The sequence below is a fragment of the Azospirillum sp. TSH20 genome, from assembly GCF_003115935.1.
In the GTDB taxonomy this organism is placed as follows: domain Bacteria; phylum Pseudomonadota; class Alphaproteobacteria; order Azospirillales; family Azospirillaceae; genus Azospirillum.
Genome location: NZ_LGQU01000115.1, coordinates 12,900 through 27,230, shown reverse-complemented (window position 1 = coordinate 27,230; position 14,331 = coordinate 12,900). Strand labels below are relative to the sequence as shown.

8 protein-coding genes are annotated in these 14,331 nt (G+C 69.5%); 1 reads left to right on the top strand and 7 read right to left on the bottom strand.

Annotation, left to right across the window (positions count from 1 at the left end; translation table 11 throughout):
* Positions 1-65: 65 nt before the first annotated feature.
* From TSH20_RS27855 to TSH20_RS27845, 3 genes are all read right to left on the bottom strand, one after another.
* Positions 66-4,865, bottom strand: a complete 4,800-nt coding sequence (locus TSH20_RS27855; protein ID WP_247871211.1) for an alpha-2-macroglobulin — start codon at positions 4,863-4,865, stop codon at positions 66-68.
* A gap of 186 nt (positions 4,866-5,051) precedes the next feature.
* Complete coding sequence (locus TSH20_RS27850; RefSeq protein ID WP_109155966.1) at positions 5,052-6,710, bottom strand: ATP-binding protein; 1,659 nt, start codon at positions 6,708-6,710, stop codon at positions 5,052-5,054.
* 149 nt (positions 6,711-6,859) lie between these two features.
* Entirely contained in the window at positions 6,860-8,023 is a 1,164-nt protein-coding gene (locus tag TSH20_RS27845; protein ID WP_109155965.1) for an aminotransferase, read from the bottom strand.
* Between the two features lie 214 nt (positions 8,024-8,237).
* Between TSH20_RS27845 and TSH20_RS27840 the strand changes: the two genes are divergently transcribed.
* On the top strand, positions 8,238-9,257 hold the full coding sequence (locus TSH20_RS27840; RefSeq protein ID WP_109155964.1) for a purine nucleoside permease: 1,020 nt from the start codon (positions 8,238-8,240) through the stop codon (positions 9,255-9,257).
* A gap of 57 nt (positions 9,258-9,314) precedes the next feature.
* Here TSH20_RS27840 and TSH20_RS27835 read toward each other — a convergent pair whose 3' ends face one another.
* The 4 genes from TSH20_RS27835 to TSH20_RS27820 form a co-directional block, all read right to left on the bottom strand.
* Complete coding sequence (locus TSH20_RS27835; protein WP_109155963.1) at positions 9,315-9,605, bottom strand: hypothetical protein; 291 nt, start codon at positions 9,603-9,605, stop codon at positions 9,315-9,317.
* Positions 9,606-9,729: 124 nt separating this feature from the next.
* Positions 9,730-10,194, bottom strand: coding sequence for a hypothetical protein (locus TSH20_RS27830; RefSeq protein WP_109155962.1), 465 nt, complete (start codon positions 10,192-10,194; stop codon positions 9,730-9,732).
* A 103-nt stretch (positions 10,195-10,297) separates the two neighbouring features.
* Positions 10,298-12,058, bottom strand: a complete 1,761-nt coding sequence (locus TSH20_RS27825) for an SLC13 family permease (protein WP_348770461.1) — start codon at positions 12,056-12,058, stop codon at positions 10,298-10,300.
* Between the two features lie 87 nt (positions 12,059-12,145).
* Positions 12,146-14,170 (bottom strand): AsmA family protein, encoded by a 2,025-nt coding sequence (locus tag TSH20_RS27820; RefSeq protein WP_109155960.1) that lies wholly within the window; start codon positions 14,168-14,170, stop codon positions 12,146-12,148.
* Between the last annotated feature and the right edge of the window lie 161 nt (positions 14,171-14,331).

Genomic DNA, 14,331 nt, shown 5'->3' with positions numbered 1-14,331 from the left:
CAAGACTTTAGGCATTCGAGGCGGACGGTGGCGCCGTTGCCGGCCCCCCGTCCGCCTTGCCTGCGTCACTCCGGCAGCACGCGCAGCCGGGATGCGGCGGTGCGGGCGGACAGATGGGGGCGCTGCAGGTCCTGAACCTGGGCGCCGGGGACCGCGAAGTCGCCGGGGGTCACGGCACGGACCAGATAGACCAGCCGGAATCGGGGGGCCGCCTTCGGCAAGTCGACGGCGGCGAGGAAGCGGTCGTCGCGGAACTCGACATTGCGAACGGCCGACAGGTCGCCCAGCCAGGACAGCTTGCCGAGCTGGCCGCTGTTGGCGAGGCGGACATTCTCGATCTCGAAGCCGGCCGGTAGCGGGTCGCTGACCAGCACCGAATGGTCGAGCGGATCGCCGGCCTCGCCCTCCAGGGTCACCACCAGCAGGTCGTTGTGGCGGATGCCGGCCGGATCGACCGGACGGCCGGCCATGTCGAACAGGCGGCGGCGGATGGTCATCCCCTGCTCCTCCGCGCCGGCCGGCTGGTCGGGCACACCGGCGACGGACACCGTCTGCCGGACCTCGCCGCCGAGATTGCGGATGGCGGGCGGGGCGGCCGGGTCGACGGGCAGGATCTGCGGCTTGGCGTTCTCCACCGTCTGGTCGCCGATGGCGAGCTTCATCGGCGCCGCGCGGTCGATCAGCGCCTTGGACGCCAACAGCAGCCAGGCCTGCTCCTGCGGGTTGGTGGTGCGGACGGCGGCGAAGGTCTTGGCCACCCGGTCAGCCGCCTGGAAGATGCGGTCACGATCCACCGCCCCGCTTTCGGCCATCAGCACCACCACGCCGGCCTCGTCGCGCAGGGAGGAGCCCTGGTCGCGCAGGCTGGCGGTGACCATGCGCGCGCCGGTCAGCTTGGAGAAGGCCTCCGTCGCCCCCGGCTGGTCGCCCAGCACGGCGGTGGCGGCGGCGATCTGCGCCCGGCCGAAGTCCGTCTGCAGCCGGTCCCAGTAGTTCTCGCGGAAATAGCGCACGGCGCCGGCGTCGATCATCTTCGCCCGCGCCAGCACATAGAGCGCATAGGCGCGGCCCGGCAGGTCGGCGGTCTCGACCCAGGCGTTGTCAATGGCCTGCTTCAGCCAGTCCAGACCCTTGCGATAGGGCTGGTCGGGGACGCGGTAGCCCGCCGCCTTGGCCCGGCCCAGCACATCGACGGCGTAGGCGGTCAGCCAGGGATCGAGATCTCCCTTCGGCGACCATGCGGCGAAGGCGCCGTCGAGCCGCTGGAAGGTCAGCAGCCGGTCGACGCTGCGCTGGACACGGGCCTGGATGCGGTCCTCCGGCGCGATGCCGAGGCCGGCAGCGACGTCGCTCATCGACAGCAGCGGCAGGATGCGGCTGGCGGTCTGCTCCGCCCCGCCCGCTGCCGCACGGTCGAGCGCGAAAAGAAGACCCGCCACGTCGAGGTCCGGCAGGGGCGCGACGACCGCTCCGACCGACAGGGTTTCCGGCCGCAGGCCGGCAGTGAGGTCGGCGGGGATGGTCAGGCTCTTGTCGGTCGGCAGCGCAGCGGTGTTGCGGCGCGACACCGGCGGGGTGGCCGGGCGGACGGTCACGTCCCAGCGGCGGGTGACGCGGACGCCCTCCGGACCGGTGACGTCGAGCGTGACATGGCCCGACCCGACCCCGGTGGCGGTCAGCACCCGGCCGGCCGTCGCCCGCTTGCCGCGCGCCAGCTTTGGAACGGCCAGCTCATTGCCGGACTCCGACTGGGCTCCGGACTCAGACTGGACGATAGCGACGGCGCCCTCCGCAGTCAGGGTCATGGTGTAATCGCCGGACGGCCCATTCAGGTTGTCGAGCGACAGCAGGACCTGCGCCGAGTCGCCGGGGGCGAGGAAGCGCGGCAGCACGGCGTCGGCGACGACCGGATCCCGGACCAGCATCTGGCTCTCGGCATGGCCCATCCGCCCCTCGCTCCAGGCGACGGCCATCAGGCGCAGGCGGCCCTGGAAGTCGGGAAGATCGAAGGGGACGGAGATCTTGCCGCCGGCCCCGATGGTCTGGATGCCGGAATAGAGCGAGACCACCCGTTCCGACTTGGGCGGCACCAGCCCGGCGATCTGGCGCAGGCGCGGCGTCGGCTGGGCCGGCGGACGGGCGGCGTCCAGGCTGGCCGGATCGATCAGGCGGCCATAGGAGTCGCGCAGCTCCACCCTGAGCGGACGCTTGCGCAGATAATGGCGGGCCGGATCGGGCGAGGGCTGGTCGGTCAGCTGCATCACCGATTCGTCGACGGCGGCGACCGTGACGAAGGCCTGCTTGCCCTCGGCGACGCCGTCCACCGTGATGTCGGCGGTCATGGCGCGGCGCGGCTCCGTCTCCGCCGGGGCGGAGAGGCGGACGTCGAGGGTCCGCGGCGCCTTGTCCATCGCCAGCCAGGCGAGGCCGACGGCACGGCGCGGAGGCTTCTTCGACTGCGGGTCGGAGGTGGCGAAGGCGGTTGCCAGCACATGGGCTCCGCTGGTCCAGCCCTGCCCGACCGGGATTTCCAGGAACGCGCCCTGGGTGCCGATGGCGCGGGTGACGGCATAGGAGACGCCGCGGTCGGCCACGGCAACCAGAACCTGACTGTCATAGGGCGGCTTGACGAAGACCCAGGCACTTTCCCCGGCACGATAGGCCGGCATCATCACCGAGACGTCGACGGAGTCCGGCCGCTCGCCGGCGGTCGGGGTCATCCACCAGCCGGCGGCGAAGCGGAAGCTGCTGGCGACGCCGGTCTTGGGATCGAACACCTCCAGCCGGTAGCGCCCGGCGGTCACCGGGGTTTCGACCGGGACGGGCGCGCCGGCCTGGGCCGATAGCGAACCGCCGGTCACCCGCTGGTCCTTCACCGTGACCTTGTAGTCCCAGCGGCCGTTGGCCTCGTACCAGGAGTAATCATACTCCTCCTCGAACAGCTCGTAGGAGAGGTCGGCGTGGTCGGTCGGCTTGCCGTCCGGGCCGACGGTGATGACGTCGAAGCCGGCGGTCGCCCCCTCCGGCACGCCGTCGCCTTCGAAGCGCGGCTTGATGCCGATGGCGAAGGACTGGTGGCGCACCGGCAGCACGAAGTCACGGCCGACCGGACGGCCGCCGAGGTCGAACAGGGTGGCGCGCACCACCGCCTCCAGCGGGCGGGTGCTGTCGGGCGGGCGCGGCAGCTTGACCTTCAGGCGGGCCGAGCCGTTGGAATCGGTGATGAAGCCCGGCAGATCGGCGCGGGCCGGCTTCACGTCCTCCTGAACCAGACCGAAATGATAGCCCGGCAGGTTGGGATAGGGGTTGGCGGCGGCACGCAGCGTTACCGTCAGCTCGCCCGGCAGGCCGGAAGCCGGCGCGCCGTAGAGATAGTGGCTGTCGAGCGCGATGTCGGCCTCGCCGTCGGACGCCAGCACCGTCGTCGGGGAGGCGAGCGCCACGTCGAGCCGCGGCGGCACGAAATCCTCCAGCAGGAACTCGGCCTTGCCGATGGCCGGGCCGTCCGGCTCGGCATGGGCGGTGACGATCCAGTTGCCGGGATAGGCGTTCATCGGCAGGTCGATGCGGGTGGCATAGCCGCCGGCCCCGCTGTCGGTCAGGCCGCGCCGCTCCACCTCGAAGCCGTCGGGGCGCAGGACGCGGATGGTCAGCTGCTTGCCGGCGGGCGGCGGATTCAGGTCGGCGTCGCGCAGCAGTGCGGTCAGCTGCACCGTCTCGCCCGGCCGGTAGATGCCGCGCTCGGTGTAGAGATAGGCGTCGAGGCCATTGGCCGCCGGGCGGACGACGGTGGCGGGCTTGTCCGGCGTGTCGGCCGGCGGAGCGCCGCCGGCGGTCAGGTCGAGAACGGCGAAGTCGCCATCGCCGCGCGCGGCGAACAGCGCCTGCACCGGCTCCGTCCCGGCGGCGCGCAGGGCCGCGAGGTCGAAGCGGCCCAGCCCATCCTCGCCGGTCTGGACGCGGCCCAGCTCCGTGCCGTTGCGGGCGACCAGACGCAGTTCCACCCCGGCGGCCGGCGCGGCGCTCTGGACCGAGCGGGCGAAGACCACCAGCGAATCCTCGCCGAGGATGGTGTTGAGGCCGAGGTCGGAGACGACGAACCACTGGGTCGCCTTGCGGTCCCAGCCGCCCGGCTTGATCTCGTCCGCGCCGGCGACGGCGACATAGACGCCGGGCTCCAGCTTGCCCAGCACGGCGTCGATCGGGAAGGCGGTGGTGACGGTGCGGTTCGGCTGGTCGCCGATGCCGATCTCGCCGCGCCACACCTCCTGGCCCGACTTGTCCAGGATCTCGCCGATGTCGTAGTCGGTCATCTGCTGGGTGATGCGGCCGAAATAGATCTTCTCGACCAGCGCGCGGTCGGCGATGCGCAGCACCTGCAGCTTCGCCCGGTCCAGGTTGATCGAGCGCAGCGGCAGGCCGTCCGACCCCACGCGCGGCAGGATGTAGCCGGCGCCGCGGAAGGCGAGCGAGGGCTTGCGGTTGGGCACCTGCACCTCGCGGGTGTCGGCGGCCGGCAGCCGCTTGCCGTCGGCGCCGGGAAGCCCGTCCTTCAGCGTGACGCGGTAGGTCTCGCCATGGTGCAGCCCCTCGACGCAGAGCGTGCGGTCGCGGGCGATGGCGGCGCCGTCCACCGCCGGCTCCACCGCGACATAGTCGCGGTAGTTGACGGCGCGCGAGCGCTCCAGCCGGTCGGTGAAGGTGAAGCAGGCCTGCGGCGTATCGCGCTCCGCCACCACCTCGACGCTGGAGACGCCGAAGGGCACCGGCTCGGCCGGGGGATCGGCGGCGAGGGTCTGGGATGCGGTGAACGTGCCGGAGCACGCGACAAGAACGGCACAGACACGCGCCAGCGCACGCAACATTCTGGACAGGCCCCAATTCCGCGGGTGGGTCCGGAAGCACACGGCCGGGGACAGCCCTGGCGTCGGCTCGGACCTGGACAAAACCGGCGCGGAGTATGCCCAAGCGGCGGGGGTTTCGCCATGGCTTTGCGGCACCGCCGCGAAGATCGCCCAGGTTGCGGGCCGGATCGGCAACGGACCTGTGGATCAGGCCGCGAATTCCAGGGTGATCTGGCTGCCCTGGCCGGGGCGGCTGTCGATGCGGAGGCTGCCGCCATGCGCCTCGATCAGCGACTTGACGATGGGCAGGCCGAGACCGGTGCCGCGGCCGGGATGGGTGGTGAGGGCGGAGGTCTGGCCGAAGGGGATGGAGGCCTGGCGCAGTTCCTCCGCCGTCATGCCGATGCCGTTGTCGGTGACGCGGACGATACAGCGGCCATGGACACCGCGCCCGATGCTGACCAGCACGCGTCCGTTCTCCGGGGTGAATTTCAGGGCGTTGCCCAGCAGGTTCAGCAGCATCTGCTTCAGCGCCCGCTCGTCCGCCCGCACCAGGGTCAGGGCCGGCGGGCGGTTGATCTCCAGCCGGATCGACTTCTGCTCCGCCTGGGGGGTGACGATGCGGATGGCCCATTCGGCGGCTGCGACGGGGTCGACATCCTCCATCAGCAGGGCGAATTTCCCGGCCTGCAACCGCGACAGATCGAGGATGTCGTCGATCAGCGTCAGCAGATGCCGGCCGGAGGCATGGATGTCGCCGGCATAGTCGGCATAGCGGTCGCCGGCATCGGGCCCGAACATCCGGTCCTTGATGATCTCGGAAAAGCCGATGATGGCGTTCAGCGGCGTCCGCAGTTCGTGGCTGACGCGGGCCAGGAAATCGCGGTTGACCGCCAGCGCCTCCGCCAGCCGTTCGGCATTGCGGTGCTGGACCAGCAGCAGGGCGGCGACCAGCAGGACCGAGACGCTGAGCAGGGCTGCGATGATCCGCATCTGTCCGCGGAAGCCGGCGACCGCGGCTTCGAGGTCGGTCACGGCGATGCCGACGCTGAGGATCAGCGGATAGCCTTCCACCGGGCGATAGGCGTAGGCGCGTCGAAAGCCGTCGGCGATGCTGTCCTGCCAGTAGATGCCGGTCGGCGACCGCCGCGCCGCCCCCCACAGGGCCGAGCCGGAAATGGACAGCCCGATGGCGTCCTGCCCGTCCTTGGAGCCGCGGGCGCGGATGATCCGGTCCAGCCCGACCAGGGTCACCACCCCGTTCCGGCCGACATCGGCCTGCCGGTAGAAGCCCGAGAGATGGCTGGGATCGACGTTGGCGACCACCACCCCGGCGAAGCCGCCGGCCGCATCGTCCAGGCGGCGGGACAGGCGCAGCAGCGGCCGGCCGGCCGCCGATCCGGTGGAGGGCGGACCGACCGTCATCCGGTCCCGCCCCTCCATCCGGTGATAGGCGAGCAGGGCCTCGTCCTCCAGCTTTTCGGGGGGACCGCTTCCCTGACTGCGGAAGAGTTGGACGCCTCCGGGGCCGAAGACCGAGACGTGATGGATCAGGGCGGTGTCATAGAGCCCGTCGTCGACGATGCGGCGGGCACGGGCCAGCCCGCCATCGGCATAACGCTCGGCGAAGGAGCGGAGCGTGGTGTCGACATCGTGCAGGGTGCGGCTGGTGCTGCTTTCATAGGCGCGCGCCGTCGCCTCGGCATTCGCCAACGCGTCCCGCGTCTGGGTTTCCAGCATGGAGGCGGCCATCACGACGTAGCCGACCCACACACCGGCAATGGCCAGGGCGGCGGCCGTCAGGACGCAGGTCCGGAAGGACGGCGTCCTGATCGCCGGGAACCAAAAGGTCGGGAGACGTGGCATGACCTGCGCTCCGCCGTTCCACCGCTTCCCCGCCGGCTCACTGCAGCGGGCGACGGCCGGCCGTGGAATGACCAATCATCGCACCGACAGGTTAAAACTTGCCGAACATCCTGATAATCAGCGCAGGCAACTTTACTGCACGCAACGCATTATTCGCTTACGAAGCGTTTCCGCAGCCGGTCGATGGCCTCGTCGAGCACTTCATCGCGCTTGGAGAAACAGAATCGCACGACGTTGGTCGGCGCATTCTCCACGAAGAAGGCGCTGACGGGAATGGCGGCCACCTTCGCCTCGGCCACCAGCCAGCGGCAGAAGGCCTGATCGTCGCCGTCGAAGCCGAAGCGGGAAATGTCGGCGGCGACGAAATAGGTGCCGGCGCTGGGCAGCACGTCGAAGCCGACCGAGGCGAGACCGGCCGACAGCCGGTCGCGCTTCGCCTGCAGCCCGGCGGCGAGCCCGGTGAAATAGCCCTCCTCCTTGCCCAGCCCGAAGGCGACGGCGGCCTGGAGGTTCGGCGGGGTGGTGAAGGTCAGGAACTGGTGGGCCTTCGCCACCGGCTGCAGCAGGTGCGGGGCGGCGGTGACATAGCCGACCTTCCAGCCGGTCAGCGAGAAGGTCTTGCCGGCCGAGCCGATCTTCAGGCAGCGGTCGCGCATGCCCGGCAGGGTCATCAGCGGGATGTGGCGGCGGCCGTCGAAGACGATGTGCTCGTAAACCTCGTCGCAGACGGCCAGCGCGTCATGGCGCTGAACGAACTCGGCGATCAGTTCCAGTTCCGCCCGGTCGAACACCTTGGCGGCGGGGTTCAGCGGGTCGTTGATCAGCACCAGCTTGGTGCGGGGGGAGAAGGCGGCCTCCAAGTCGGCGCGGCTGAAGCTCCAGTCCGGCGCCTTGAGCGAGACGAAGCGCGGCACGCCGCCGGCCAGCCGGACGATCGGCAGGTAGCTGTCATACATCGGCTGGAACAGCACCACCTCGTCGCCCGGATTGATCAGGCCGAGCAGGCAGGCGGTCAGCGCCTCGGTCGCGCCGGAGGTGACCATCGTCTCGGTCTTCCAGTCGATTTCGAGGCCGTAGAAGCGGCCGGCATGGGCCGCCAGCGCCTGACGCAGGTCGGGGGTGCCCATCATCGACGGGTACTGGTTCCACCCGTTGAGCAGCGCGTCGGCTGCGGTCTGCAGCACGTCGGCCGGCCCGCGGTCGTCGGGGAACCCCTGGCCCAGGTTGATCGCGCCATGCTCCTCCGACAGGCGGGACATGACCTCGAAAATGGTGGTGCCATAGCTGGACAGGAGCGCGTTGCCCGACTTCACCGGAAGACCTCCTCATGCGAACGGACGCACAAGATGGCTGCTGCGGGGCGACGCTGTCCAGTGCCCGCTTCCGCAGGGCAGACCGCGGGCGGGCGGCAGGGTGACCGGTGAGGGGCCAACGAATCCTACAGAGCCGTATGAAGCGACGGAGACGGCCATGGTATGGCCGTTGCATACTCGGGTGCGTCTTTTCGTCCCAAGGAGTGAAGGTCCGATGTCATTGTTCTCCCGCTGCCGCGGCGCCGCCCTGTCGGCTCTGCTCCTGTTCGGGCTGACTGGTTCCCTGCAGGCCGCGGAGCCGATCAAGGTCAAGGTGTTCGTCGGCTCGATGTTCGAGATCGGCAAGAACACCGGCGACCGCGCCGGCGAGTTCCAGCACTGGTACGAACGCTACTGGCAAACGGCCGAACCCATCACGGTGCGGGGCGCGCTGAATCCGGTCTACTGCAACGCCGACGGCGTGTGCGGGTCGGTGCTGGGCATGGGCAAGGTCAGTTCCTCCGCCTCGATGCAGGCGATCCTGCTGAATCCGCAGCTCGACCTGTCGCAAGCCTATTTTCTGGTCACCGGCGTGGCCGGCACCCCGCCGTCACGCGGCACCATCGGCGAAGTGAACTGGGCGACCTGGGTGGTCGACTATGATCTGGGCCACCGCTGGGCACCGGAGGAAGGCAAGCCGGGCGAGCCGACCTTCATGCCGCGCAAGGGCTATGAGGCGGTCCGGCTGTTCCCGATGAACCCGGCGCTGGTGTCCTGGGCCATGCGCCTGACCGCCGACACGCCGCTGAAGGACAGCGACTCCGCCCGTGCCTACCGCAAGCGCTATCCGCAGGAAACCGCGCAACGTGCTCCTTTTGTAGGCACCGGAACGCACATGACCGGCGACACCTTCTTCCACGGTCCCGGCATGTCGGCCCAGGCGCAGTACATCGCCAAGCTCTACGGTGCGGACGACTACGTCATCACCGAGATGGAGGCGGCGGCAATCACGCTGGTCATCAAGCGGCTGCAAGGCTCCGACCGGGTGATGAGCCTGCGCGGGGCCGTCAATTTTGACCAGGGCAACCCGAACGAGACCACGCTCCAGCACCTGGACCCGAAACCCGGCGAGACCGCCGGCGGCTTCGCCGAAACGGTAGAGAATGTGGAACTCGTCGGGTCTCGCATGGTCGACCACATCGTCGGCCACTGGGACCAGTGGAAGGACGGCGTTCCGGCCCTGCCGGAACCGTAATAAGGGGGCGCCGTAAGCATCGTCCGGCAGTCCGCCCGCCCGACAAGCGCGGGCGGATCAGCCGCCGTGCATCTTGCGCAGGCGGCGGGCGCGCAGCTTGTTGCGGATGCGCTCGACCGGGCTGAACATGCGGGGATAACGGCGCTTGGACCGCACGAACAGGCGGCGGGCATCGGCGGAGTTGCGCAGCACCAGCACGCCACCCAGCAGCATCACCGGCAGCCCGCCCGGACCGGGCAAGGGGGCGAGCAGAATGCCGAGCAGGATGATGGTGCATCCGGCGCCGATCAGGGCCAGCTGACGCACGCGCGCGAAAGACAGCGTCTGGGCGGTATCGGGAGGACTCATCTGCGGTTCGCCAGGCTCCATGCTTTGCGTACGCCTGCATATGGGTCGGGAGAGGCGGGTCGAAAAGGGGCCCCACTCCTTTGCGGGAACCGGCTCCCTTTCCCGGGGCCGGAATGGGCGATCCTCAATGCAGCGTGCGCGCCGGTTCCGATGGGGCGCCGCGCAGGCGGGCGGGATCCAGGCGGCTGAGGGCGGCGTCGCGTTCCGCCGGTTTCGGCTCCCAGCCGAATTCGCGGATCAGCTGGTCACGGGCGGCGACGGCGCGGCGGGACAACTGGGCGCAGTCCTGGCGCGGCGGGCGGCAGCGGCTGTCGGCGCAGCTTTCCAGCATCAGGCGGATCATCCGCTCGCGCTTGGCGGCGTCGACATAGCCCATCTGGTCGAAATAGAGCTTGGTGAAGGCCAGTTCGGTGACGCGGGCGTGGGTCTTGCGGTCGCCGACGATCACCGCCGCCACCATTTCCACGCAGCGGCCGGCGAAATGCGGCAGCGGCGCCGTGCCGTCGTCGGCCCGGTCGAGCAGGCTGCTCGGCAGATCGACCAGCCGGCCGGTCACGTCCTTTACCAGATAGCGGCGCCAAACCGACATCTCCGCCTCCTGTCAGGCTCTAGCCCTGGGGAGAAGCCTACACCAGACGGAGGGAAGACGGAACTGCCCGTAGGTTACACAATGTCGTGAACGGACCTGATTTTCAGCGCGGCACCAGCGGCCAGAACAGGGCGATGGCGGCAGTGCCGATCACCACCACCATGATCGACAGCGGCAGGCCGAGCCGCCAGTAATCGCCGAAGCGGTAGCCGCCGGGACCCATCACCAGCGTGTTGCACTGGTGCCCGATGGGGGTGAGGAAGTCACAGCCCGCCCCGATCGCCACCGCCATCAGGAAGGCGTCGGGCCTGAGCCCCAGATGGGTGGCGAGGCTGGCGCCGATCGGCGCCATCACCAGCACGGTCGCGGCATTGTTCAGGAAGGGCGTCACCGCCATCGCCGCCACCATCATCATGGCGAGCGAGCCGATGGGCGGCAGCCCCTGCGACGCCTCCGACAGGAAGCCGGCGATCAGCTCGGTCCCGCCGGTGGTGCGCAAGGTCTCGCTGACCGGGATCAGCGATCCCAGCAGGACCAGGATCGGCCATTCGATGGCCTCATACGCCTCGCGCAGGCTGACCACCTTCAGCGCGGTCATCGCCACCGCCGCCCCGAAGAAGCCGATGGCGACGGGCACCAGCCCGCTGGCGACCAGGATGATGGTCAGGCCCAGAACCGCCACCGCCGCCGCCCGTTTCGGCGTGCGGCCGATGGCGAGGTTGCGTTCGGCCAGCGGCAGGCAGCCCAGTTCGGCCAGCGTGTCGGCCACGGCGGCCTGGCGGCATTGCAGCACCACCAGATCGCCCGACTGCAGGCGGACACGGCGCAGGCGCTGGCGGATCGGACGGCCGCGCCGGCTGATCGCCAGCAGGTTGGCGCCGAAGCGCTCGCGCAGGTTCACCTCCTCGATGCTGTGGCCGATCATGGCGGAGCGCTGCTCCACCACCGCCTCGACCACGGCGATGTCGTCCTCGTGCTCGACCCCCTCCTGGTCCTTGTCGTGCATCATGCGCAGGCCGGCGCGCTTGACCAGTTCGGCCAGCGCCGTGGTGTCGCCCTCCAGAACCAGGATGTCGCCGGCGAACAGCACCCAATGGGCGGACGGCACGTAGCGGCGGTAGTTCTCGCGCACGATGGCGGCGATGGTCACCTCGCCCTCGCCGAAATGCTCCAGCTCCGCCACGGTGCGGCCGACGAACTGCGACCCGGGGGGCAGCCGCGCCTCCGCCGTATAGTCGTCGATGTTGAAGGCCGGGCCTGCCCCCGCCGCCCTGCCCTTCGGCAGCAGCCGGTAGCCGATCGACAGGAAGGCGACGCCGAACACCGCGATCACCAGCCCGACCGGCGTGAAATCGAACATGTGGAAGGGCTGGCCCGTCATCTCCGCCCGGACGCGCGAGACGATGATGTTGGGCGAGGTGCCGACCAGCGTCATCAGACCGCCCAGCAGCGAGCCGAAGGCCATCGGCATCAGCAGCATCGACACCGGCGTGCCGGTGCGCCGCGCCACCTGCAGCGCTATGGGCATGAAGATGGCCAGCGCGCCGATGTTCTTGACGATGGCCGACAGCATGGTCACCGCGCCGGCCAGCACCGCCACCTGGGTCCAGACGCTGGTCATGCGCGTGGTCAGCGGGCGCATCGCCGCCTCCACCACGCCCGACCGGCCGACGGCGGCGCTGACCACCAGGGCAGAGCCGACGATGACGACGATGTCGTCGGAGAAGCCCTGGAAGGCCTCCTTTGCCGGCACGATGCCAGCCGTGACCGAAGCCAGCAGCGCCAGCATGCCGACGAGGTCGTAGCGCAGACGGTCCCAGATCAGCAGCGCGATCACCGCGCCGATGATTCCGAAAGATAACATCTGGTCGATGGTCATTGGCAGGGACAGCGTCCTTCCAGGCCTACACGATGGCCGGATCGGACAGGATGGATGCGGATCGGCGTCCGGTCAGCGCGCCGATCCCGACGCCTTCCCTTCCCCGCGGCCATTGCCCGACTTGCCGGATGCCTGCCCCCCCTTTTCGGGAGAGCGGGCATCCCGCACCAGCCGGCCACACTGTGGCTGCTCATCACTGCCTGGGTCAAGGAAGGGAAGCACGCTGGCCAGCGGCGTCAGCAGCACGCCCAGCGCCACCGCCGCCGCACCGCGCGCCGCCGACTCGGTGGGATCGACGCCGATGTCGGGGTTGCCCAGCGTCCCGCCGACCAGCACCGGGACATGGGTGGCGAAGACCTGCGGCGATTTGGCGTCGCCGACGATGCGCAGGTCCAGCGCCTCGTTGCGCAGGCTGATCCGCCCCTTGCCGGTGACCAGGGTTTCCGGCGTGTCGAGCACCAGCGCCTGGACCTGGGCGATGCCGTTCTCCACCGCCATGTTGCCGACCAGGCAGTTGAAGGGCATCGGCTTCGACCCGGAAATGGCGACTCCCAGCGTTTCCAGGATGTTGGTCTTCAGCCCCTTGACCGCGAGGCTGGTGATCCGGCCGCCGTCCACCGCGACGCCGATCTTGCCGTCGGAGGTCGCCAGCAGGTCGGCCACCGTCTTGCCGGTGCCGGCAAGCTGGATGCGCCCAGCCACCGTGCCGCCGATCTGCCCGGCCAGCGCGGTCTCGCTGAAGAAGGTCGACAGCTTCATGGCGCGGATGTCCAGGTTGGTGCGCATCGCCGGCACCTTGGGGCGGCCGTCCACCTGCACCGCGCCGGCGATCCGGCCGCCGCCGATTCCCAGCGACAGCGGGTCGAAATGCAGATCGCCGGCGTTCAGCCGGACCCTCATGTCGAGATCGTCGAGCGGCGCGAAGGGCGCCTCTACCCGCTTGCCGCGCAGGCGGACGTCCATGTCGGTGTTGCGCAGCTTTTCCACCGGAATCGGCGTCGCCGGGATGACCCGGTCCTTGCCGCGGGTCGGATAATCGTCGCTGCCGCGCGGGGAGGCGCCGACAAGGCCTGCAAGATCCTGCGCCGCCAGCCGTTTGGAGGTGAGGTCGGCCTTCACCAGCGGCCGTTCGCCGCCGGTCTTGACCGACAGATCGCCGGACAAATCGCTTTCGCCGACCTTGCCCGTCATGTCGCGGAAGGCCCAGAGGTCGCCCTCGCGCGACAGACGGCCGTCGATGGAATAGGGCCGGGTCTTCGGCGTCGGAATGCCGACGATGGGGAAGATCTCCGCCATGTCGGGACCGCTGAGCGCAACCGACAGATCGACGCCCTCCATCTTCACCGGTTCGGCGATGGAGCCCTCGATGTGGCCCTTGGTCTTGCCGACCGCGGCGTCGATCTTCAGCGGATAGGGCTTCGGGTCGTCGCGCAGGTACAACAGCGAGCCGCCGGCCGCCGCCAGGGTGAAGGGCTTGCCGGCGAAGCTGCCCTTGCCCTTCAGCTCCACCGTGTCGTCGTCGTTGCCGCCGGTCGCGGTGTTGATGGTGTTGTCGATGTCGATGTCGCTGGTGGGGTCGCGATAGCGGATGGTGCCGTCGGCGATCACCAGCCGCTCGATCACCGGGATGTCGCCCCGGTTGTCGGGGGTCGCGGTCTGCTTCGCCACCTCCTTCTCCGCATTCGGCGGGCCGAAGTTCCAGTTGGCCTCGCCCTTCTCGTTCTTTTCCAGGATCAGCTTCGGTCCCTGGAATTTCAGTTCCGGCAGTTCCCAGTCGCCGCGCAGCAGCGGCCAGGGGCGCAGCGTGGCGTCGAGAACCTTGATCTCCGCCATGGTCTTGTCCTGCGCCCAGTCGGCATTGGCGACGCGCAGCCCTTCCAGATGGATGCGGATCGGGTTGCCGAGATGGACGCGCAAGTCGCCGTCGATGGCGACCTCGCGGTTCAGCGCGGATGATGCATGGCGGGCGACGAAGCCGCGGGCATCGTTCCAGTCGAACAGCAGCAGCACCGCGCCGACCGCGACGACGACGAGACCGACGAGGCCGAGCAGCCCGTAGCCGATCCATTTGAACACCGATCCCGCCCCCGCTGCCATGCCGCCGTCCCTCCGCGCACCGTCCTTCTTCGACAACGGACGAACGGACGGAACAGTGAAGGCCACAGGCGGGGGGTACCGCGAGAGATCCGGGCGTACTGTCCAAAGGTGATATATTTCCGTTGGCGCTTATATTGGATTTAACGCAAAATTCAGCATCG

Excerpts from the sequence above, each read along its gene's own strand:
- TSH20_RS27855 (WP_247871211.1), bottom strand. The coding sequence starts at position 4,865 with ATGTTGCGTGCGCTGGCGCGTGTCTGTGCCGTTCTTGTCGCGTGCTCC.
- TSH20_RS27840 (WP_109155964.1), top strand. The coding sequence starts at position 8,238 with ATGTCATTGTTCTCCCGCTGCCGCGGCGCCGCCCTGTCGGCTCTGCTC.
- TSH20_RS27825 (WP_348770461.1), bottom strand. The coding sequence starts at position 12,058 with ATGTTATCTTTCGGAATCATCGGCGCGGTGATCGCGCTGCTGATCTGG.
- TSH20_RS27835 (WP_109155963.1), bottom strand. The coding sequence starts at position 9,605 with ATGAGTCCTCCCGATACCGCCCAGACGCTGTCTTTCGCGCGCGTGCGT.
- TSH20_RS27820 (WP_109155960.1), bottom strand. The coding sequence starts at position 14,170 with ATGGCAGCGGGGGCGGGATCGGTGTTCAAATGGATCGGCTACGGGCTG.
- TSH20_RS27850 (WP_109155966.1), bottom strand. The coding sequence starts at position 6,710 with ATGCCACGTCTCCCGACCTTTTGGTTCCCGGCGATCAGGACGCCGTCC.
- TSH20_RS27830 (WP_109155962.1), bottom strand. The coding sequence starts at position 10,194 with ATGTCGGTTTGGCGCCGCTATCTGGTAAAGGACGTGACCGGCCGGCTG.